Source organism: Gemmata sp., assembly GCF_051859125.1.
Classification (GTDB): domain Bacteria; phylum Planctomycetota; class Planctomycetia; order Gemmatales; family Gemmataceae; genus Gemmata.
In genome coordinates, this window is the sequence record NZ_JBHYGG010000058.1 from 1 (window position 1) to 18,368 (window position 18,368).

General features: G+C 68.6%; 28 protein-coding genes and 1 pseudogene. 21 read left to right on the plus strand and 8 right to left on the minus strand.

Annotated elements, in window-relative coordinates; genetic code table 11:
• Positions 1-313: 313 nt before the first annotated feature.
• Positions 314-529, plus strand: a complete 216-nt coding sequence (locus ACTIGN_RS07320; RefSeq protein ID WP_439622320.1) for a helix-hairpin-helix domain-containing protein — start codon at positions 314-316, stop codon at positions 527-529.
• Positions 530-1,156: 627 nt separating this feature from the next.
• Here the strand turns inward: ACTIGN_RS07320 and ACTIGN_RS07325 are convergent.
• A complete protein-coding gene (locus ACTIGN_RS07325; protein WP_439622322.1) occupies positions 1,157-1,438 on the minus strand; it encodes a hypothetical protein in 282 nt (93 codons plus the stop codon).
• Positions 1,439-1,477: 39 nt separating this feature from the next.
• Between ACTIGN_RS07325 and ACTIGN_RS07330 the strand changes: the two genes are divergently transcribed.
• A complete protein-coding gene (locus tag ACTIGN_RS07330; protein WP_439622324.1) occupies positions 1,478-2,359 on the plus strand; it encodes a tyrosine-type recombinase/integrase in 882 nt (293 codons plus the stop codon).
• A gap of 401 nt (positions 2,360-2,760) precedes the next feature.
• Here ACTIGN_RS07330 and ACTIGN_RS07335 read toward each other — a convergent pair whose 3' ends face one another.
• Positions 2,761-3,435, minus strand: coding sequence for a hypothetical protein (locus tag ACTIGN_RS07335; protein WP_439622326.1), 675 nt, complete (start codon positions 3,433-3,435; stop codon positions 2,761-2,763).
• Between the two features lie 65 nt (positions 3,436-3,500).
• Positions 3,501-4,205, minus strand: a complete 705-nt coding sequence (locus ACTIGN_RS07340; RefSeq protein WP_439622328.1) for a TIGR02391 family protein — start codon at positions 4,203-4,205, stop codon at positions 3,501-3,503.
• A 146-nt stretch (positions 4,206-4,351) separates the two neighbouring features.
• On the opposite strand from ACTIGN_RS07340, the gene ACTIGN_RS07345 reads away from it, so the two are divergent.
• The gene (locus ACTIGN_RS07345) at positions 4,352-5,077 is read left to right on the plus strand and encodes a hypothetical protein (protein WP_439622330.1); all 726 of its coding nucleotides are present in this window, start codon (positions 4,352-4,354) and stop codon (positions 5,075-5,077) included.
• Positions 5,078-5,080: 3 nt separating this feature from the next.
• On the opposite strand, the gene ACTIGN_RS07350 is transcribed toward ACTIGN_RS07345, so the two are convergent.
• A complete protein-coding gene (locus ACTIGN_RS07350) occupies positions 5,081-5,509 on the minus strand; it encodes a hypothetical protein (protein ID WP_439622332.1) in 429 nt (142 codons plus the stop codon).
• Positions 5,510-5,562: 53 nt separating this feature from the next.
• On the minus strand, positions 5,563-5,826 hold the full coding sequence (locus ACTIGN_RS07355) for a helix-turn-helix domain-containing protein (protein WP_439622334.1): 264 nt from the start codon (positions 5,824-5,826) through the stop codon (positions 5,563-5,565).
• A gap of 158 nt (positions 5,827-5,984) precedes the next feature.
• On the opposite strand from ACTIGN_RS07355, the gene ACTIGN_RS07360 reads away from it, so the two are divergent.
• The 7 genes from ACTIGN_RS07360 (at position 5,985) to ACTIGN_RS07390 (ending at position 8,844) form a co-directional block, all read left to right on the plus strand.
• A complete protein-coding gene (locus ACTIGN_RS07360) occupies positions 5,985-6,254 on the plus strand; it encodes a hypothetical protein (RefSeq protein ID WP_439622336.1) in 270 nt (89 codons plus the stop codon).
• Positions 6,255-6,312: 58 nt separating this feature from the next.
• The gene (locus ACTIGN_RS07365) at positions 6,313-6,513 is read left to right on the plus strand and encodes a hypothetical protein (RefSeq protein WP_439622338.1); all 201 of its coding nucleotides are present in this window, start codon (positions 6,313-6,315) and stop codon (positions 6,511-6,513) included.
• Positions 6,514-6,544: 31 nt separating this feature from the next.
• Positions 6,545-6,766 (plus strand): hypothetical protein, encoded by a 222-nt coding sequence (locus tag ACTIGN_RS07370; protein ID WP_439622340.1) that lies wholly within the window; start codon positions 6,545-6,547, stop codon positions 6,764-6,766.
• 54 nt (positions 6,767-6,820) lie between these two features.
• Positions 6,821-7,006, plus strand: a complete 186-nt coding sequence (locus ACTIGN_RS07375) for a hypothetical protein (RefSeq protein WP_439622342.1) — start codon at positions 6,821-6,823, stop codon at positions 7,004-7,006.
• 60 nt (positions 7,007-7,066) lie between these two features.
• The gene (locus ACTIGN_RS07380; protein ID WP_439622343.1) at positions 7,067-7,567 is read left to right on the plus strand and encodes a DUF7680 family protein; all 501 of its coding nucleotides are present in this window, start codon (positions 7,067-7,069) and stop codon (positions 7,565-7,567) included.
• A gap of 10 nt (positions 7,568-7,577) precedes the next feature.
• Entirely contained in the window at positions 7,578-8,507 is a 930-nt protein-coding gene (locus ACTIGN_RS07385; protein ID WP_439622345.1) for a DUF4942 domain-containing protein, read from the plus strand.
• 61 nt (positions 8,508-8,568) lie between these two features.
• Positions 8,569-8,844 (plus strand): hypothetical protein, encoded by a 276-nt coding sequence (locus tag ACTIGN_RS07390; RefSeq protein ID WP_439622347.1) that lies wholly within the window; start codon positions 8,569-8,571, stop codon positions 8,842-8,844.
• Positions 8,845-8,861: 17 nt separating this feature from the next.
• Here the strand turns inward: ACTIGN_RS07390 and ACTIGN_RS07395 are convergent, their stop codons facing one another.
• On the minus strand, positions 8,862-9,146 hold the full coding sequence (locus ACTIGN_RS07395) for a helix-turn-helix domain-containing protein (protein ID WP_439622349.1): 285 nt from the start codon (positions 9,144-9,146) through the stop codon (positions 8,862-8,864).
• Positions 9,147-9,392: 246 nt separating this feature from the next.
• Between ACTIGN_RS07395 and ACTIGN_RS07400 the strand changes: the two genes are divergently transcribed.
• From ACTIGN_RS07400 to ACTIGN_RS07430, 7 genes are all read left to right on the plus strand, one after another.
• Positions 9,393-9,608, plus strand: a complete 216-nt coding sequence (locus ACTIGN_RS07400; protein ID WP_439622351.1) for a hypothetical protein — start codon at positions 9,393-9,395, stop codon at positions 9,606-9,608.
• Between the two features lie 30 nt (positions 9,609-9,638).
• Positions 9,639-9,968 carry a hypothetical protein gene (locus ACTIGN_RS07405; protein WP_439622352.1) on the plus strand — a complete coding sequence of 110 codons (330 nt, stop codon included), beginning with the start codon at positions 9,639-9,641 and terminating at the stop codon, positions 9,966-9,968.
• 110 nt (positions 9,969-10,078) lie between these two features.
• The gene (locus ACTIGN_RS07410) at positions 10,079-10,345 is read left to right on the plus strand and encodes a hypothetical protein (RefSeq protein WP_439622354.1); all 267 of its coding nucleotides are present in this window, start codon (positions 10,079-10,081) and stop codon (positions 10,343-10,345) included.
• A 58-nt stretch (positions 10,346-10,403) separates the two neighbouring features.
• The gene (locus ACTIGN_RS07415) at positions 10,404-10,751 is read left to right on the plus strand and encodes a hypothetical protein (protein WP_439622356.1); all 348 of its coding nucleotides are present in this window, start codon (positions 10,404-10,406) and stop codon (positions 10,749-10,751) included.
• Between the two features lie 52 nt (positions 10,752-10,803).
• Complete coding sequence (locus ACTIGN_RS07420) at positions 10,804-11,151, plus strand: hypothetical protein (RefSeq protein ID WP_439622358.1); 348 nt, start codon at positions 10,804-10,806, stop codon at positions 11,149-11,151.
• Positions 11,152-11,379: 228 nt separating this feature from the next.
• Positions 11,380-12,684, plus strand: a complete 1,305-nt coding sequence (locus ACTIGN_RS07425; protein ID WP_439622360.1) for an HD domain-containing protein — start codon at positions 11,380-11,382, stop codon at positions 12,682-12,684.
• Positions 12,681-13,235: a hypothetical protein gene (locus ACTIGN_RS07430; RefSeq protein ID WP_439622370.1), complete on the plus strand. Its 555-nt coding sequence runs from the start codon at positions 12,681-12,683 to the stop codon at positions 13,233-13,235. The genes ACTIGN_RS07425 and ACTIGN_RS07430 overlap by 4 nt, the downstream gene beginning before the upstream one ends.
• Positions 13,236-13,309: 74 nt before the next feature.
• Here the strand turns inward: ACTIGN_RS07430 and ACTIGN_RS07435 are convergent.
• A pseudogene (locus ACTIGN_RS07435) lies at positions 13,310-13,432 on the minus strand (helix-turn-helix domain-containing protein); the annotation flags it as partial.
• 138 nt (positions 13,433-13,570) lie between these two features.
• Here ACTIGN_RS07435 and ACTIGN_RS07440 point away from each other — a divergent pair.
• The 4 genes from ACTIGN_RS07440 to ACTIGN_RS07455 all read left to right on the plus strand — a co-directional run bounded on the left by ACTIGN_RS07440 (position 13,571) and on the right by ACTIGN_RS07455 (position 16,675).
• Positions 13,571-13,795: a hypothetical protein gene (locus tag ACTIGN_RS07440; RefSeq protein ID WP_439622361.1), complete on the plus strand. Its 225-nt coding sequence runs from the start codon at positions 13,571-13,573 to the stop codon at positions 13,793-13,795.
• A 113-nt stretch (positions 13,796-13,908) separates the two neighbouring features.
• Positions 13,909-14,283, plus strand: coding sequence for a hypothetical protein (locus tag ACTIGN_RS07445; RefSeq protein ID WP_439622363.1), 375 nt, complete (start codon positions 13,909-13,911; stop codon positions 14,281-14,283).
• A 766-nt stretch (positions 14,284-15,049) separates the two neighbouring features.
• Complete coding sequence (locus tag ACTIGN_RS07450) at positions 15,050-15,946, plus strand: DUF1559 domain-containing protein (RefSeq protein WP_439622365.1); 897 nt, start codon at positions 15,050-15,052, stop codon at positions 15,944-15,946.
• Positions 15,947-16,513: 567 nt separating this feature from the next.
• Positions 16,514-16,675: a hypothetical protein gene (locus ACTIGN_RS07455; RefSeq protein ID WP_439622366.1), complete on the plus strand. Its 162-nt coding sequence runs from the start codon at positions 16,514-16,516 to the stop codon at positions 16,673-16,675.
• 41 nt (positions 16,676-16,716) lie between these two features.
• Here ACTIGN_RS07455 and ACTIGN_RS07460 read toward each other — a convergent pair whose 3' ends face one another.
• Positions 16,717-17,142, minus strand: a complete 426-nt coding sequence (locus ACTIGN_RS07460) for a hypothetical protein (RefSeq protein ID WP_439622368.1) — start codon at positions 17,140-17,142, stop codon at positions 16,717-16,719.
• Positions 17,143-18,368: the final 1,226 nt, after the last annotated feature.

The following is an 18,368-nucleotide window of genomic DNA, read 5'->3' on the forward strand; positions in this document are numbered from 1 at the left end:
GGTCCTCCGGGCCCAGGCCCGCGAGGGTCCGCTTCCCCGCCAGGGCCAGCGTCAGCCGCCGCTGCCAGCAGCACGACCCCGGGACCGCATCGAGGTACACCCGCAGCCGCCTGCCGGTCGAACTGGCCCACCAGGAAGCAACCGGACCAGAGTTCGGCCCTTGAGCGGGAGGCGGCGATCAAGGCGATGGACCGGCGGGAGAAGTTGGAGATGGCTCAGCAGAAGAAGAAACAGGCGAAGAAAGTCCGGGAGGTCGCCCGGCTGGAGGACATACCGCAACGTCGGCCCTGCCGTCGCCGCCGACCTGCGCCAGTTGGGGATCGCCACGCCCGCCGGGTTGCCGGGGCGTGACCCGTATGGGCTGCACGACGAGCTGTGCCGGATCACCGGCCACCGCCACGACCCGTGCCTGCTCGACACCTTCATCGCCGCCATAAGTTACATGGAAGGAGCGCCGAAGCGGCCGTGGTGGAAGTACACGGCGGAGCGCAAGCGGGCGTTGGCGGCTCGGACGGGAGCGGGCGGCTAGATTCGGAGTAGTGATGCAGAGCTTGTGCGAAACCTGCGAGAACGTCCGGGAAGTCTGCACGGCGAGGTCCAGGTTCCTGCTGTGCGAGTTGTCGGTCACGACCGCTGCCTATCCGAAGTACCCGCCCCAGCCGGTCGTGCGGTGCGACGGCTACTGCCCCAGGAGCGGCCCAGACGAGGGTGAGCCGGGTGATCGGCGCGAGGACCGCTGAGGGGGTGAATTCCGAAAGTCCCGCCACCGACCTGGTGCCGCTACACCACGACACGTACTCCACCTTCCGGTCCGCGGCCGACCGGATCATCCCCCGATTCAACCTGGAGGGCGTCGAGGCCGAACGGCGGGTAACGGTCCACCGGATCGACGCCGACAGCGGTGAGCGGATGGGCCAGTTGGAGACGGCGGGCGATGGTGACGGCGGCTGGGTAGACCTCCCGAAGCTGATCACGGGCGTGTCGGGGAAGCATTCCTTGCCGTTCCGAAGCCAGCAGACAGGGACTGAACATGACCCGGATGGATTGGGGAGTCATGCGAGACAACCAGATCGGTCTACCACCTGCTCGCTCCGGCTCGGTGAACGTCGCCTTCGGTGCATGTACCCCCCTCCTGTTCGACACCCCTGGTCCAGTTTCAGGCGGATAGTTGTGCGAGGGGCTTTTGGTGCTCGCAGCCGTGGGAGTAGCACACGCGAGTTCGGACCCCGGCAGCCGCGAGCAGGCGCTCGGGTTCGACGATGGCCCTCTTGCCGTGCGCCCACTTTGGCTCGATCGGGTTGAGCCACGGGCTCTCCACCGGCAGGAAGCACGCCACGATCCGAACCCCGCCCTCCGCACGAGCCTTCCGGTTGTGGGAGTTGATCCCGACCCGCACCCGCTTGCTCACGCGCCAGGCCGCGTTTTCCCACACCAGCAACAATGCCTTCTTCCCTTCCGCCCGCTTGCCCCGTTGGTGGTGGCCGCGCTCCGGGACCACCGAGCCGCGGCGCTGAAGGGCGGGCGTATCGCCGCGCCGGTCTTCTGCACCCGGACCGGGCAGTACCTCGACAAGAAGAACGTGCTGAGGGCGTTCAAGACGATCGTGAAGAACGTGAACGCGGCCGAAGAGACGAGGGCAGGGGAGGCCGAACCGGACCTGATCCCCGCAAGGCTCCGTTTCCACGACCGGCGGCTCACCCACGCCAGCGGACTCATCGCCGGGGGCGGGTCCATCAAGCGGGTGTCGGGGCGACTCGACCACGCCGACGTTTCGATCACCCTCCGCGTCTACGCGCACCTGATGCCGGAGACGACGAGAAGCTCGCAACCCTCGCCGGCACCCTATTCGGGTGAGCGACGAGTGGGGTCGATCGCCTCTCGGCCGGCTCGCGTCCCGAAGGCCGCTCGCACGTCGGCACGGAGCACGGTCATGAGGCACATGATGCCGACGGGGAAACTGAAGCAGCACCCCGAGAGGCCGGGCGTCGTCGCGATGATCGACCCCGCGAGCGCCCAGCCGAACGAACCGAGCCGGCCCAAGTTGTACCCGCCCCAGATTACGACGACGGACGCCACCCCCGAGACGACCCCGCCCCAGCGGACCCGATCATCGATCGGACCGATGAGCCAGCCGGTGTACCCGTCAATGGCGATGAGGGCCGCCACGACCGCGTTCGCCCCAGCGGCCAAAATCAGCGCGACCGCGGGCCAGTACACCGCTTTGGCCGGCGTGGCGGTCCGGGCACCGGGTCGTGGTCGTGCGGGATCAGGCGTGGGGCCTTCGGCCGGGGCGTCGAGTGGCTCGCGGCACTCCGGGCAAAAGGCGTCCCGGACGAGTGGCAGCGCGGCCCCGCAGTGAGGGCAGGTGAGCGTTGACATTGCGTCCCCGTCTTGGTGAACACCCGCCGGAACCTGCCCTGGCCACCGGCCAGGAGATCGGGTGTACAGGGCCGCTATTCTGAAGCTCGTCCGGGAAACGAAGAAGGCCGCAACCCTTTCGGATTGCGGCCCTCGCGTCGAGTGCGCGTTACTGGACTTGAACCAGTGACCCCCACAATGTCAATGTCCCTTTGAGTGTCCACCGATGTGTGCTGACGCTTGAATTCAAGGCGTACCAGCGAAGCCCGGTCCGCTGATGTCTGCCGATATCCGCCAGTCAGGGCGTACATTGGGCGTACACGGCGGGGGCCGCGGCTGCGGCGGGCCGAGTTCCGCCCCTCATGCAGCGAGACGCGCTTTGTGGCGCAATGGGTCGGAAGCTCACCTCAGCCACGTCCACCCGCCCCTCGCTGGTGTCGGTAAGCCCTTAAGTAGCCCCTTCAGCGCATCGCCTTCGAGTCGCCGCAGATGTGTCGGGGTGGAGTCCCTGAGTGCCCTCGAAACCGCCTCCACAACGCCCCACACTTCCGGGCGGTCGAGGGTCGCAGCGGTTTCCACCAGGGACCGCGCGCCCTCATCACACACATTGAAGCCGTGACCCTGGAGACTGCAGGTGAAGTGAATTATGTCGCGGCGATCGTTGCACAACTCTGTCGGGGCGGCCGCCGAGACGCTTACTGTGCGGCTCGAGTCAGCACCGCGAAGCGTGAGCACCGGAGGCGTCGCGTCTTGAGAGACAAGATAGACATACAAGGTCTCCCACGGTTGCTCGCCGCAGAACACCACGGTCTCGTCGAGGTGTCGTCCAGCTACACTCTTGACATGCGACAGGAATCCGGCGACCGCCACCGCGAGCCTCATCCGCAAGTCCGCCACCTCGTTCTCGGATGGGATGTACTCTGACTGCGTCTGCCCCGTGTGATCGCCGTTCAGGTTGTCCTCGATAAGGACAGCACGAGGCCCTTGCCCGAGAAGGTGAGCGACGACGGCGTGGCCGGCCTCGTGGTCCGCGGTCTCGATCTGTGTGAGTGTCAGGGTGAGGGCGGCAGGGGTCATGATCGTTCTCAAGTAAAAAGTTAGCGATGCTTGGCAACGACCTTCGTTGCTCGGCAGATAGGCCCTCACTTGCACTCGTCAACCAAGTCGAGGAGCATGTTCGCGAACGCGAGGACGTGGGCCGCCTGTTGGGCATCGTCGCGGCGAACGGTACGGTGACTGCTCGGGTTCTTGAACCACGCGATCGCCCCGCGCATGAGTTGGTGCAGCCCTTCCTGCTCGGTGCTCACGGCAGCGGCCGGGTGCTTCAACTTCCCGTTGCTCTGGGAGAACGCGGCGCTCATCAATGCTACGCCGAGCGACGACGCCGGCTCCTTTGCCTTGAACCGGACGTACTCCTCCAGGTGGCGGAAGGCCTTGAACACGGCCGTCTCGTAATCGCCGGAGTTGAAGTCGTCGCGGGTCAGCCCCCGGAGGTCGTCCCGGGAGAGCAGTTGGTCGAGGTCGATCGACGGCAGCCGCATGTCCGCCAGGTCGCGCTCGACTACCTCCTCCCCGAGGTCGGAGAGCACCTTGAACGCCTCGGACTGTCCGATTTCCTGCCAGATGAACCCGTCGCGCTCCAACTCGAATGCGGCTCGGACCGCGAGGTACTTTTCCTCGTTCGTCAGGTGCGGCCCCAACTCCGGGAAGATCTGGGGGATGTAGCCGATGACGCCGCCGACGGAGGAGCTGTGGCCGTCCAGTTTCCCCCCTCGCCGGACCTCGTGACGCGTTTTGAGGAAGAGCTTCTTCAGCAACTCCTTGGTGAGTGGTCGAGCGATGGGCACGGCGGTCCTCCGGGTGCAGTGGGTATTGGTGGTGAGCGTACCACCACGGCTCGGGAGGTGCGAGGCCAGCACCAGGGTCCAACTCGGGCAACGCCCCGCGTTACCCTGTACGCGACTACCTTCCGTTCCACGGGCGAGGGGCGAACATGGGCGTGGTGGCACTGCCGGCGAACCTGGGCGCGGTCGCGGACGCGGCCGACCGCTCGGGCCGGCCGGCCCGGTTCGAGGTCGGCCGGGTCGAGGTCGAGGTGTCGAACAAGAAGGGCCGGCGGCGGTACCGGGTCGCGGCGACCGACCTCCGCGGCCTGGCCGTGGTGGAGGGCGACCTGCTCCCCGACGTTGGGGCCGACGGCCCGGACGAGGTCCGCGCCGCCGACGCCTCGGCGGGCCGGGCGCTGGTCGCGGCGGCCGAGTTCCGGAGGGTGTTCGGCGACGCGAGCCGCGCGGGCCGGGACGGGGGCGGTGCGGTGCTCGCGGCCCTCGGCGAGAACGAGGCCACGTTCGGCGTGGCCGACCCGCGGGCCGAGGCCGAGCGGGTCACCCGCCTGGAGCAGGGCCGGGGGCTGTTCCCGCCCGTGGCCGCGACGGTGCAGATCTCCACCGAGGGCCCGCCCGTGGCGTCGGCGACCGTCCCCGCCGCGACGCTCGCGATCCTGGCGCGGATCGCGGCGGCGTTCGGCGACGCGGTGACCATCGAGTTCCGCGAACCCGGCCGGCCGCTCGTGCTGAGGGCCGGGACCGCGGCCCAGACCGTCACCCTGATCGCCCAGCCGACGCTCCCCGGGGCGGCCGAGCCGGCCACCGCACCGGAGCCCGCGGCCGCAGTGGACGTGGAGCCCGAGCCCGAGCCGCACCCCCGGGCCGCGGCGTGACCGTCAGCGGCGGACGTCGACCTCGCACCCCGCGACCACCCGCCAGGCGAACACGCCCAGCTCGGCCACGAGCCACGCGACCGCCGCGGCGTGCGCGTCCTTCGCGCTCGGGTACGTCCCGCCCACCCGCACCGTCTCCAGCTTCCCGCCGCCCACGCCCGGCACCCGGACGCACGCGATCCACGTCACCCGCCCGGCCCGGTCCCGGACCGGCCGCGCGAACCGCACCCTGGGCTCGCGCTTCCCCCACCAGAACTCGGCCACCGCCCGCCGGGCCTCGCCGATCGTCGGGAAGACGCCGAGGTTGTACCGGACCCCGAGGTCGCACGGCCGGGCCTGGAACTTGTTGCCCTTCACCGGGCGGATGAACTTGTCCGGGTCGTTCTGGAGCCGGGCGCGGCCGGACGGGTGCGGGGCGTCGGGGGGCGGCATCGGGTGACCTCTGGGGTGACGGGAGACGCCTGCGGCCGTGCGGCCCCAATCGCTCACTTCTTGCGGCCCGCCGCCTTCTTCGCCGGCCCCGGGGCGGTCGCGTCCTTCCGCGGGCGACCCATCGGGGGCGGGGTGAACCCCTTCACGTCCGCGGCCCGGAGCAGGTAGACGGTCCGCATCCCGCCCCCGGCGACGACCACCGGGAGCAGCCCGTCGGCGATCCACTTCTGCACGGTCCGCGGGGCCGCCCCCAGCTCGGCGGCCGCGTCCGCGACGGACAGCAGCCCCACGTCCTTCAGCGCGATCTCCCGGACCATCGGCCGCTCCCGTTCGAGGTGTCGGCATTCTAGGCACTCGACGCCGACGACGCAAACTATTTCGCCAATTCCGCCGGATCAGCCGTTACAAGTAGACGCCGACGACGTATAGATATATGTGGGCACCGACGACGCATACTAACTCAGGAGGGGACGCGATGAAGACGGCAGTGACGTGCGTGGACTGCGGGATCGAGTCGGAGGCTTCGGACCGGTGCCCGGTGTGCGGGCGGGTGGCCGCGGGCGGGCTGGACGCCCTGACGAACGCGGTGACGGCGTTCCGGACCTGGGCCGAGATGGTGGCGGCGATGAGCGGGGGGTACGCCCCGACCATCCACCAGGACTGCCGCCGCAAGCGGCTCCTGACGAAGGTGGTGCGGGCCGCGGGGTTCCGGGTGTACCTGGGCGGCGGGCAGTGGGCGAAGTGAGTCGGACGCGAGGCCGGGGGCGGGGCCCAAACCCGCCCCCTCAACCGGGGAGCCGGGCATGAACGCGACCGAGTACGAGGCGATGGAGGCGAGGCGGGCCGCGGCGACCAAGGCGGCCGGGTACGACTACGCGGAGTCGCGGCTGACGGCCGAGGAGATGGCCCGGGCCGACGCGGGCCGGGTGCGGCAGTACGAGCGGGGGATCATCACCGGGGGCGAACTCGACTGCCTCGTGCGGACGGGCCGGCTGCCGGGGTGAGTAGGGCGGGAACTTCAACGGAGGGACTTCGATGGACTGGTTCTCGATGAAGGTGCGGCGGCGGTTGAACCTGGGCTGGGCGGCGTTCAACGGCGGGCTGGCGGTGCTGAACACCGCGAACGCGGTGTCGATGGCGTCGAAGGACGCGTGGGTGCTGTGGGTGGTGTTCTCGGCGATGGCGGCGTTCAGTGCGGCCGTCGCGGGCAACGCACTCGCCCGGGTGCTGTTCGGGACGGACGCGGACCAGGTCTGAGTGCGGGCGTCGGGTCGGGCGCGTTGCCCGGCCCCCAACCTGAAGGAGCGGATCATGGTGACCGAGCGAACGGTGGACGGGGTGATGGCGGCGGTGAGCGGGGCCGGGGCGCTGGCGGCCGTGGTCGGGATCGGGGCGGCCCCCGCGGGGGCGGTGGGGTTCGCGGCCTTCATGGCGGTCATGTTCGCCGTGAACGTGGCGGGCGGGCTCTTCTCCGCGGCTCGGGCGATGAAGAAGTGACGAACCGAGTGGCACGCCCCGGCGGGTCCAAACCGCCGGGGCTCCTTCTGGAGGGCAACGATGGAGCGGTTCGTTCTGACGACGAAGGTGACGAAGGGCGGCCGGGTCCGGCTCGCCCTCGAAATGCGGGACGACCGCACCGGCGACACCGCCCAGTCGTGGGCCGTGCCCTACGTGGGGCCGGGTGCCGCCGAGGAGAAGGTCAAGACGGTCCTGAAGCTCGCGGAGCGGCGGGGCGTGCTGTTCAACGCCGAGAAGTCGAGCCCGCTCGCGTTCCCGGCGGCCTTCGACGGGTCGGCCCGCGAGTTCGCCGCCGCCCTGTTCGACCGGAACTACCAGGTCGGCGAGTTGACCATCGAGCACGCCGAGGGGATGCGGCTCGCGATGGCCTTCATGCTCGCGGGCCGGTGCAACACGGTCGCACGGATGCACGCCGTCACCGACGGCCTGACCAACCTCGAGTGCGAGGTGGTGCTGTACTGGTTCACGCTGATGGCCTACGGGCGGCGACAGAAGGCGGGCCGGGCGGCGATGTTCACCCTGCTCACGGCCAAGAACTGAGGAGAACGAGATGACGACGATTGCGACGATCCCGGCCGGCGGCCTGACGCGGGCGCACATGGATTCCGAGGAGTTCCGCGAGTCCGTGGTGTTCATGGCGGAGGAGTTCCAGGACGCCGTCGCCTCCATGAAGGCGAGCATCCGGAGCGTGTGGGAGCAGACCCGGCGGCTGAACGCGGCGTTCCCGGCCGAGCGGGACGGGTACTACGGGTCGTTCTCGGTGGCCTTCGAGGTCCAGCACAACCACCGGTCCTACGGGGCCCACGACCCCGAGGGCGAACTCGACGCCCTGGTCAAGCACCTGAGCCGGGACGCCTGGAAGCGGCTCGTCGCGCGGATCGGCATCAAGGACATCATGAGCGTGGCGAAGCGGAAGGAGTTCGAGGAGCAGCTGGAGAAGGGCGACCTCCCCGAGATCACCGCCGAGACGATCATGGGGATCCTGTTCAACATGGCCGACCAGGCCCGGGACTTCGCGGCCGAGGCGGCGAAGGAGGTGTTCACCCTCCTCCTGCCCAGCCGGCGGGAGCACGCGAAGAAGTTCAAGGTGAACAGCGCCGTGCAGGTCGGCCGCCGGGTGGTGCTGACGTGGTTCGTCCAGCCGGGGTACGGCAGCGAGCGGTTCCGCGTGAACTACCGCCGCGAGGCCGAGGCGGCCGCCCTGGACAACATGTTCCACGTGCTCGACGGCAAGGGGATCGTGCGGGAGGGGCGGCCCCCGCTGTTCGAGGCCATCCGCACGAGCGCCGACGGCCGGGCCGAGACGGACTACTTCCGGTGCCGGTGCTTCAAGAACGGCAACCTGCACCTGGAGTTCAAGCGGATGGACCTGGTCAAGCGGCTGAACGCCCTGGGCACCGGCGAGGCCGTGATCGGCAATGAGCCGGCCAAGCCCAAGCGGGCGACCCGGCCGAATCGCCCGGGTCGTGCGGCGAACTGAAGGTAGCGTGACCGGGTTCCGCCCCCGGGGGCGGAACCCCCACCCCAAGAGGAGATCGCCCGTGCCGTTCGAAACGTTACTGCTGATCGGGAGCATCGCCGCGGCCGGCGGCGCGGTCGCCGCGTGGTCGATGGCCGGCCAGGCCGAGGCGGTCTGGCTCCGGGCGTGGTGGTACGCTGTCGCCGCGGTCCAGGCCGCGTTCGGGGTCGCGGCGGCGGTCCTGTTCGCGATTATGAGCGCGTACGGCGACCGCGACGGGATCGATGGGAAGGACGAGATGAGCGGTGGGGGCGAGTCGAGCCCGAGGCCGCGGAGGCGGAGGACGCGGCGAGACTGAGTGGAAGTGGGTGCCGGTCAGCGCTTCGGCTTCTTGGGGGCCGGCTTCTTCGGTGGCGGGGGCGGGGTGTCGTCAGGCTCGGCCTGGTCGCTCGCGGTGTCGAAGTCGTCGGTCGCGATCCCCAGTGCCCTCGCCAACTTGCGAACCGTGTCCCACGACGGTTCGTTGGTGCCCTTCTCGAGTTGCGAGATGGTCTGCTTCGAGAGCCCAGAGGTTTGGGCCAAACGGTACTGCGTCATGCCCGCGGCTTCGCGGAGTTCCTTCAGACGCTGGGCGAATGTGACAGGATCGGCCACGATCACAACCCGGCCCTCCCATGCGTGGCAGCAAAGCGTTCGCGCCGAACCTTGACCGCTGGGCGGGTGCAACCGGTTTTATCGGTCATTCCCGCGAAAGTTCTTGAACCGGTTCGAGTCCTGCGTTATAGACTAGTCCTGAACCAGTGACTACGCCACCTCGGTGGCAGTCTTTCCACAAGTTGGCCCCGGGTAGTTGACGCTACCCGGGGCCGGTACCGAATCCCCAACCTTGCACGAAGGAGACACTCGATGTCGTCCACGGTATCGCCACGCCCCGAGCTAAGCAAGTCCCCGCACCCCGTCTGCCCGAGGCCCCGACCGCGGCCCGCCCCGCGCCGGCGGTCCATCGGCTCGCCGCCCCCGTGCCCCGAGTGCGCCGGCGACCGGTTCTTCGACGTCTCGTCCGCCGGCACGCAGCTCGTGTGCCCGGTCTGCACCGCGTTCACCACCGCCCCCGCGGCCTGACCCCTCACCACCACGCACACGGAGCACGACATGGCACGCACCCGCAAGGCCCCGCCCCCGGCCAACGGATCCGCAGCGGCCCACGCCCCGCACCCGACGCCCCGGCCCCGCGACCCACACCACGACGCGGCCTCGCGCTGGTGCACGTTCGCCCGCGGGGTGCTCGAGCGGCTCATCGAGGACGCCAACCGGCTCCGTGCCGCGGTCCTCGACCCGCGGCACCCGCTCCACGAGGCGTACAGCGAGCGGGAACTCGCCGACGCGATCGAGTACCTCGGCGACGCCTCGAACACGCTCCTGAACGCCGACTCGGTCCCGCCGTGCCTGATCGACGTCCCGTCCCCGCTCCTCGACGACTGACCGCACCCGCCAACCGTTACCCGCTGGGTAACGGTTGAACCAGCCAACCAACCGCCTGCGTTTTGCAGGCGGTTGGCCCCGCACCCTCACACCGAACCACGAGGCCACCCGTGAGCAACCGAGTTGCGTTCCTGATCCCCGCCCCCGCCACCAAGGGCGGCCGCCGCGCCGCGAAGTCGAAGCGGGCGAGCCGCGCCCGGATCGTCCTGTCCTGGGTCGCGCTGACCGACGCCGTCGACGACCTGCTCGGCGACCTCGACGCGGCGGAGGCCGCGGGGGCCGTGTGCCCGGCCGAGGCCGAGGTCGCCCGGCGGTTCCTGGTGAGCACGTCCGAGGAGCTGCTCAGCGTCCGCCCCCGCCTCAAGGCACCGAAGTGACCCCGGCGGAGCGGCCGGCAGATACTCCACGAACCATTCCGTCACGAGGATCACGAGCATGGGAGCCACGACGACAGCAAGGGAACCGGCCGGGGCCGACCGGCCCGCGGCGCGGAAGTACCGCGCGATGTACGCGAAGGGCGAGTTCAACCGCCGGGTCCACCGGCTCATCGCGATCCTGGCGAAGGCCCGCGAGGAGCTGCTCGACCTGGCCGAGGGCAACGGGGACAGCGTCGGGCTCGACTGGCTCGAGGCCGGGCTCCCGCGGCCCGAGGGGCCCGAGCGGGAGTTGCTCGACGAGTCGTACGAGGTGGCCGCGGCCGCGGGCGGGTGCGCGTGGGCCGTCGGCTCCTACCTGGAGATGCTCGAGGGTCACGCCGTCCCGATCCCCGGCCGCCGCCGGTGACCGCCGCGAACGCTTCGAGCCCGACCCCACAACCCTCACGAGGATCATGAACATGCCCGAGACTCACCCGACCCGGTACGAGGTGCTGGAGGCGAGCCAGATGAACGCGGACCTGTGGGCCATCGCCCACGCGGTCGAGGACCTGGCCGACCGGATCGACGCGTTCCGGCGGGAGTACCACAAGGAGACGCCGCTCGAACTGTGGGCCGATGCTGGGATCCCAGCATCGGCCCCAGGGGAGTACATCGCCGAGGAGATGGTCCGGCACCTGTCGGAGCTGGCCGGGTTCCGCTGGGCCTTGAACGCGGCGGCGGGGTGCATCCAGCCGTTCGGCGAGGACCCGCGCGACGCGGCCGACATGGACGAGGCCGACACGCCGGCGGTCGCCGCGGCGGGGTGAGCGGCGGGTGCGGAGTGACGCGGGCCGGGGATCCCCCGGCCCGCACCAGTTGGGGGCCGCTCGAACTACCTTCTCGGATCGCCATCCCACTTCTCCTGGTTCGTTGAAAGGCACTGATCTTAATGGGCTTCAAAAACCACTGGCTCCTCCTTCCGCGAGAGGGTAGAGTCTCGTTCACTGCGTGCGTAATTTCTGACGACGACTGCGCCCAACCCCCTGTCTCGACCCATGAAGAAGCGTCGCCACGAGTTTCGCGACCCGATCCACACGTTTATCACACTTGAGACGGATGAGCGAAAGGTCGTCGACTCCCGACAAGTTCAGCGACTCCGCCACATCCACCAGCTCGCACTAACACACCTCCTCTACCCCGGCGCGACGCACCGCAGGTTCGAGCATTCGCTCGGGGTTATGGAGCTTGCGGGGCGAGTGTACGACATCATCACAGACCCCGCGAACCTCGTCTGCGAGCAGGCTCGTGACGTTGTCCCTGAGCACAAAACGTTCGATCACGAAAGGTGGCGTCGGGTGGTTCGCATGGCCGCCCTCTGCCACGACATCGGTCACCTGCCGTTTTCCCACGCCGGCGAGGACCTTCTTCCCGAGGGGAAAAAACACGAACACCTCACACGCGCCTTGATCGAGAGCGATTCGATGCGGCCCTACTGGGACGCGCTGAACGTAAAGGCTTCCGATGTCGCTCGGCTCGCGGTCGGACCAGCGAAATACGGTGGCCCCGCGTTCACGGATTGGGAGGCGATCCTCACCGAAGTCATCACGGGTGACGCGTTCGGCGTGGATCGGATCGACTACCTCCTGCGTGACTCCCACCATGCCGGCGTCGCGTACGGCAAGTTCGACCACAACCGCTTGATCCAGAACCTCCGCATCTTGCCCAAGTCCCAAGAGGAAGGGTGCGAGTTAACCCTTGGGGTGTCGCGAGGCGGCCTTCATGCGGCGGAAGCTCTTCTCCTCGCGCGGTACTTCATGTACACGCAAGTCTACCTGCACCCCGTCCGTCGGGTGTACGACCATCACCTCGTCACCTTCTTCAAAGCCGCGCTCCCACGCGGACAATTTTCGCTGGATCTGGAGGAGCACCTCAACACGACCGACAACGAAATGCTGGCAGAACTCGCGACAGCGGCGAGAGACCCGACGAGGCCGGGCCACGTCCCCGCCCGAATCATCAGCGAGCGAGAACACTTCCGGCTGCTTTACGAAAGAAATCCGAGCGATCTCAGCTTGAACACGGACGTTGCGAAAATTTTTGCTGAGGCCCTGACCTCGCAGTTTTCCGGAACTTATGTACACTACACCGGGTACCGGGAGAAAGGTCGTGTCATCGACTTTCCGGTGTGGACTCGATCCGGGGTCTGTTCCGCCTGGGATATGTCGGACATTTTGCAACGTTTGCCGGTGGTCGCGTTCGATTACATCTTCGTTGCGCGTGAGAAGCACCTGGAAGCGGAGAAGTGGCTCAGGGACAATCGGGAGCGGCTGCTCACGACTGAAGCGGAAACCGAATCATGACGCCAACGCAGAAGAACGTTGTTCTCCTCTCACTTGTCAAGTGCCTTGAGAAGCACGGGAGCTGGTGCGGGGAGACGCACATCCAGAAGGCCACATTCTTCGTTCAGGAACTCCTCGGCGTGCCCCTGAACTTCGAATTCGTCCTGTTCAAGCACGGTCCCTACTCGTTCGAGCTGAAAGAGGGTCTGACGTCCAACATGGCGGACGGTCTGCTGTCCGCTGTCCCTCGCCCTCCCTACGGCCCCAGCCTCGCTCTCGGCGCCAACGCGTCGAACCTGCTCCAACGATTCCCAAAAACGCGAGACCTCTACAACCAGCAGACTGAATTCGTCGCCTCTCGCCTTGGATCCAAGGGAATCGTTGAGCTCGAGCGCCTCGCCACTGCCCTCTACGTGACTCGTCGCGAACTACCTGACGGGAACGACCGAGATCGCGCGGAGCGCGTCCACCAATTGAAGCCCCACATTCCACGCGAAACGGCACTCGAAGCTGTGGCCGTAGTTGACGGCCTGATCAACGAGGTGGCCCAGATAGAACCGACGCCCGCCTGAGCAGCACCAAACCCGGGTCGAACGCCATCACCATCGCCTTTCGTGGTTGGCTCAGGTGTATCAGGAGATACACCTGAGCTTCGGATGATCCTGTTCACAGTCGGTGCGCTCACGCCAACCGCGTCCGCTATGGCTCGCTGGCTCATGCCCTGCGCGTGGAGTTTTCGCACCCAGGCGGCCCGATCCTCGCGGCTCATGTGCCGGCGCTCGTCGCCGAGCAGTGCGCGAGTTGTGTGCCCGGAACCGGCACGATTTGCTGACACCTTATTCCGTTCGTTCTCGATCACACCTCCGGGTCACCCGGCGCGCTTTCCCTGCGGCCCGGAACGCTCCGCATGCTCCCGCCCCGCAACTCCCCAACCCCGCCCGTTCCGCTCGGCCCCGTCGCGGGCGGGCGGGACGGCCACCCGCAGCACACGCTCGCCGTGGACGTAGACGCGATCGCCTTCGTCGTGGTGGTCAATGGCACGACCGTGCCGGTGGCCGAGTACCTCCGGCGGCACCCCGAGCGCCGGCCCGATGTGCTGGCGGCGATCGGGGAGTGGCTCGACGCGCGGTGAGACTGCTCCCGTTGCGGCCGCGGCACGGATCGCGGATGCTCGTCCGGCCCGGCGAGAGCCCGCACCACGTTCGGGACGGGGCCGCCTGGCGGCACGAACACGGAGGATCCGCGATGCCCGCTCACAAGCTGCCGGACCTGGACCCGGCGACGCTCGACCCGGACCGGGTGCTGTCGATCGGCCAGGTGGCGAAGCTGGCCCCGGGCGTGGCCGAGGCCAACCACTGCCACCGGGCGACGATCCGCCGGTGGGCCACGAAGGGGGTGAGGGTCGCCGGCCGGGTGCTGCGGCTCCGGGTGACCCGGACCCCGGGCGGGCAGCGGCTCGTGCGGTGGGGCGACTACCTCGCGTTCCGTGACGAGTGCGCCCGGCTCCGCGACGACCCGCCGGCCCCGGAGATCCAGACCCCGGCCGAGCGGAAGCGACGCTCGGCCATCAACGGGCAGGAGGCCCTGCGGCTTCTGCGATCCGCGGGGCGGAAGTCGTGACCCTGTTCTGAACCGGTTTCGCCTGCCTCGCCGCGGTCGTTGCGGACCACGTCCGGAAGTGGGTGTTCGGCGGGGCCGCGTGACCGATGCTCAACGCACGCGGGCCGGGGATCACCTCCCCGGCCCGCGCGTTCCCGTGACGTCTACTTCTCATCCTGGTCCGCGGAGGGCTCACGGCACCGCCGTCTACGTCCTCTCGGTCGTGAACGCGGAACCACGATCGGCGGGGTTGCCCCAGACCGGGGAGTAATTATCCCCCCACCGGTCGAAAGCGGTGCTGGAACAGCCCTCCCCGGGTCGCATGAGGGACAAAACGCTCGGACGACGCAACATCGCCCTGGTGCAGGGCACCGAGCTAGATCCACCACGGGAACGGGGACAGGGTAACCCGGGGCCGGCACCGCGGCAATCGCCGGGGGTGTGGCGACTCGTCCTCGTCCGCCCCCGGTGGCCCAGACTTTGCAGACCCGAGGTCTGCCCTTCTGTGCGGAGCTCGCATCGTTGAGCGAACAGTCGATGCGGGGGCCCGACACATCGCCGGGCCCCCGCCGCGCCACTACCGGGTGGTAGGAAGGACAAACATCGTTTCCGCCTGTCCCGCTCGGATCCGAAGTTTCTCATCTCGGCCATAGGAACGCGATTTTGGTCGGGGCCGCCGTGTACATCGTTGGTGGATCGGGAAATAACGTGTTGCCTATGCTCGTTTGCAAGGTTAGGATCCGTTTGCCTTTTACCCTTTCCCGCTCTATCTCCACGGGACGTTCGTATGCGTTTCTCTCCCCCTGGCCGCAGAAGTAGATTTGGATTCACGCTCATCGAACTGTTGGTTGTCATCGCGATTATTGCCATCTTGATCGGGCTTCTCCTTCCCGCTGTTCAAAAGGTCCGTGAAGCTGCCGCCCGCGCGCAGTGCAGTAACAACCTGAAGCAGTTGGGTGTCGCGCTTCATAACTACGAGGGGACGTACTCCAAGTTGCCCCCGATGATGAGCGACAGCGGCCAGACCGCGAAGGGCTCGCCGGACCACAACGCCTTTTTCCACTTCCACATCCTCCCGTTCATCGAGCAGGATGCGCTGTACCAGGCCGGGCTAACGAACAAGCCGACCGTCCGCGAAGCACCCGTCAACGGCAACCTGTTGCGACGGCAAGCGGTCAAGGGGTTCCGGTGCCCGTCGGACACGACGCTGCCCGGGGCCTGCCCCGACACCAACACGGACTGGAACGGGACCAGCTACGTCATCAACTGGCAAGTGTTCGGGACGTCGAGCCCCGGTGGCAACTTCCGCCGCTCGCAGTATGGCATCGCGACCCTTCCGGACGGGACCTCGAACACGCTTGCCATGGGCGAGCGGTTCGCCGGGACCCACAACTCCGGTGGCGACCACGCCCCGAGCCTGTGGGCGGTCGACTGGTTCGACCAGAAGTGGAACCCGTACTTCGGTAACTCGTCCGGTGACGCGACGTGGAACCAGCCCCCGCAGTTCACCACCCCGGGGAAGAACGACTCGGACCGCGCTCGCCTCCAGGGACTCCACACAGCGGTCTGCAATGCGCTTCTCATGGACGGGAGTGTTCGCGGGATCAATTCATCGATCACGCAGGCGACCTTCCAGAACGCCATGATGCCAGCGGATGGAAATGTACTCGGCTCGGATTGGTGACCCATCCAGTGATCTCGGAGTTAACATGACGTCAATACGAGTTGCCGGTCGTCTGGCTTTTGTCGCTATACTGGCTGGGTGTTTCGCCGCCGCCGGGTGTGGTGATACCGAACCTAGAGGCGGTAAATCTCTGACAATTGAACAGATGAAAGCCGGTGATCAAAAGAAGTGAACCGGCGATCCATTGTATTTGAGTGAGTGCGCCGTGCTCGCTAGATGGTTCGCAGACGAAGCCGGCGGTCGCCATGTCTATGGCGACCGCCGGCGACTGTGTTTGAATGCCTTAGCTCAAGAAAATTTCAGACGTCACCCCTTGGGGGGGGGACGCATCCTGACCTCGCGGTAGGTCTGAACGAGCGATCCCGCGGCGCGGGTGCGGGCGGCGCCAGGAGCGGGGGATGGGCCATCCTGTCGCCCCGCTCCCGGCGCCACGACCCCAGGCCGGGCGTCTCGCCCCCGTCCCGACGCGGTGTCGGGACTGGGGCGAGCCCTGCGGACATTTCCCGACAACTCGGGCATTCCGGGTCACCTTACTCTGTGGCCCGCAGGTGATCCGGAGGGCGGGGCATGGACCGGGACAAGATCCGGGCACTCGGAGCGCGGATCCCGGCCGGGCCGGTGCGGGCGTTGTGGCAGTTCCTGCGGTGGCAGTGGGATGAGGTGACGCTCGTGCGGACCGGGGCGGCGGGCACCGTGGTCGTGCTCGGCGACGAGATCGCGTGCGTCTAGCGGCTCGTGCCGGCCGGGTGACCCGGCCGGACGGGCGGCGGCTACCGGAGGGCGGCGTACTCGGCGTCGAGGCGGGCGAGGACCGCGGCCCGGCGGGCCGGGTCGTGGGCCAGCTCAGCGTCCACCCGAGCCAGGATGCTCCGGGCCACCCGGTGCCGGAACGTCGGGGGCGGGTCGTCGGCCCACGCGGACGCGAACCCGGTCCGCTCCCGGAGCACGGGCTCCAACTCATCGACGGCCCCGACCAGCGGCAGCGTGCCGGCGATCACCCGGGCGGCGACCCGGCCCGACGCCTCGTTCTCGCGGAGCACGCGGACCCGCTGGGCCTCGAGGGCCGCGGCGTCGCCCTCGTGCCGGCGCACTTCCTCACGGGCGTCGACCCCGAGGCTGGCGTCGATCCCCAGGGCGGTGAGGGCGACGGCGATCAGGGTGGCGGCCGAGGCGGCTCCGGTGCGGCGGGCGGACACGGGCGGTCCTCCTGACGGTGTGCGAGCGGGTGTTCGGTTACGACAACGGCGGCGCCTGTCACCGCGGCCCGTCGATCCGGGTCGCCGGTCCCCGGCCCGCTCGCGTTGCCGCGAGCCTGCGTGACCATCTCGGTCACTCAGCCCGGACCGCGGGGGAGATCACCACGGATCACTCGTGCCAACTCCAGAACGCGAATTCGCGTTTCGGAACTCGTCCAAGTGTCGAATCGACGGGAATTCCCGCCGATATCGGGATTCCGGCTTCGGCCCCAACCGCGGTCGTCATGACCGTGGTTGCCTCAGTCGTCACCTTCTTGGTGACGACTGGCCCGCGTGTGGGTCAGAAGACCACGCACGGCCAAAACGACCGGACACCGCCAACCGTTTCCATTTTGGATATGGTTCAGTGCGGCGCGCTCGTCCGAGGTGACGCCCACGCGGAATCGCCGTGGTGCGGGCCGGGAGTTGGCCGGTTGCTGCGCGACCCGCCCCAACCGTTCGCCACTGGCTACGTGTTGTCGTCAGCCCATCCCGCCCGCCCCGTCCCGTGCGTCCGCCCCGTCCGCTACAACCCCGACCCGGACCGTGCCATTCGCGCCAGGATCGCTCAGGACGGGCGACCGGTCGCGGGGCGAGTCCTGGCCGGCCGGGCGGGAGATCGCGCCGCAGCGGGGCAGCGGCGAAGCCGCGGGCTGGTGTGGGGATCTCCACCACACGAGACGGCCGCGACCACGAGCAACCCGATGCTCGCGTTCCCCGGGGCGGTGTGGTAACGTGCCGGCGGGGGCTCCCGCCGTGACCGATGCCGCCACACTCTGCGCCGCCCGCGGGCACGGTGTCCGACTGCGACAAGCCGGGTCGTTGACTCTGATGGTTCCACCCGCGCCCTTCGAGGGCGCGGGTGGCCACCACCCGGTACTCCCGGCGACCCGCCCCGGGCGGGCGGTCGGCCGATCGGTGGCGAGCGCTCGCCACAAAGTGTGACACCGTGCCGGCGAGTTCGCGTCCCCAGCCGAGCCGCGTGCCGGTGTCCGGAGACGGCCAGGAGGCAGTCGTGACTTGTCGAAGGGTGCTGGTGTGCCTGCTCGTGGCGTGCGTGGGCTGTTCCAGGCCCGCCGGGGCTCCGCCGGACGGCGGAGCGGCAATGGTTCCGCTCCCCGGCGAGGCCGAAGCCGAGGCCCAGGCCATCGCGTTCGTGAATCGACTCGGCGGGAGGCTCCGTCGCT

Coding starts and splice junctions, on each gene's coding strand:
- ACTIGN_RS07385 (WP_439622345.1), top strand. CDS start 7,578: ATGACGACGATTGCGACGATCCCGGCCGGCGGCCTGACGCGGGCGCAC.
- ACTIGN_RS07345 (WP_439622330.1), top strand. CDS start 4,352: ATGGGCGTGGTGGCACTGCCGGCGAACCTGGGCGCGGTCGCGGACGCG.
- ACTIGN_RS07360 (WP_439622336.1), top strand. CDS start 5,985: ATGAAGACGGCAGTGACGTGCGTGGACTGCGGGATCGAGTCGGAGGCT.
- ACTIGN_RS07355 (WP_439622334.1), bottom strand. CDS start 5,826: ATGGTCCGGGAGATCGCGCTGAAGGACGTGGGGCTGCTGTCCGTCGCG.
- ACTIGN_RS07365 (WP_439622338.1), top strand. CDS start 6,313: ATGAACGCGACCGAGTACGAGGCGATGGAGGCGAGGCGGGCCGCGGCG.
- ACTIGN_RS07380 (WP_439622343.1), top strand. CDS start 7,067: ATGGAGCGGTTCGTTCTGACGACGAAGGTGACGAAGGGCGGCCGGGTC.
- ACTIGN_RS07430 (WP_439622370.1), top strand. CDS start 12,681: ATGACGCCAACGCAGAAGAACGTTGTTCTCCTCTCACTTGTCAAGTGC.
- ACTIGN_RS07420 (WP_439622358.1), top strand. CDS start 10,804: ATGCCCGAGACTCACCCGACCCGGTACGAGGTGCTGGAGGCGAGCCAG.
- ACTIGN_RS07450 (WP_439622365.1), top strand. CDS start 15,050: ATGCGTTTCTCTCCCCCTGGCCGCAGAAGTAGATTTGGATTCACGCTC.
- ACTIGN_RS07415 (WP_439622356.1), top strand. CDS start 10,404: ATGGGAGCCACGACGACAGCAAGGGAACCGGCCGGGGCCGACCGGCCC.
- ACTIGN_RS07425 (WP_439622360.1), top strand. CDS start 11,380: ATGAAGAAGCGTCGCCACGAGTTTCGCGACCCGATCCACACGTTTATC.
- ACTIGN_RS07440 (WP_439622361.1), top strand. CDS start 13,571: ATGCTCCCGCCCCGCAACTCCCCAACCCCGCCCGTTCCGCTCGGCCCC.
- ACTIGN_RS07400 (WP_439622351.1), top strand. CDS start 9,393: ATGTCGTCCACGGTATCGCCACGCCCCGAGCTAAGCAAGTCCCCGCAC.
- ACTIGN_RS07445 (WP_439622363.1), top strand. CDS start 13,909: ATGCCCGCTCACAAGCTGCCGGACCTGGACCCGGCGACGCTCGACCCG.
- ACTIGN_RS07350 (WP_439622332.1), bottom strand. CDS start 5,509: ATGCCGCCCCCCGACGCCCCGCACCCGTCCGGCCGCGCCCGGCTCCAG.
- ACTIGN_RS07335 (WP_439622326.1), bottom strand. CDS start 3,435: ATGACCCCTGCCGCCCTCACCCTGACACTCACACAGATCGAGACCGCG.
- ACTIGN_RS07455 (WP_439622366.1), top strand. CDS start 16,514: ATGGACCGGGACAAGATCCGGGCACTCGGAGCGCGGATCCCGGCCGGG.
- ACTIGN_RS07375 (WP_439622342.1), top strand. CDS start 6,821: ATGGTGACCGAGCGAACGGTGGACGGGGTGATGGCGGCGGTGAGCGGG.
- ACTIGN_RS07370 (WP_439622340.1), top strand. CDS start 6,545: ATGGACTGGTTCTCGATGAAGGTGCGGCGGCGGTTGAACCTGGGCTGG.
- ACTIGN_RS07405 (WP_439622352.1), top strand. CDS start 9,639: ATGGCACGCACCCGCAAGGCCCCGCCCCCGGCCAACGGATCCGCAGCG.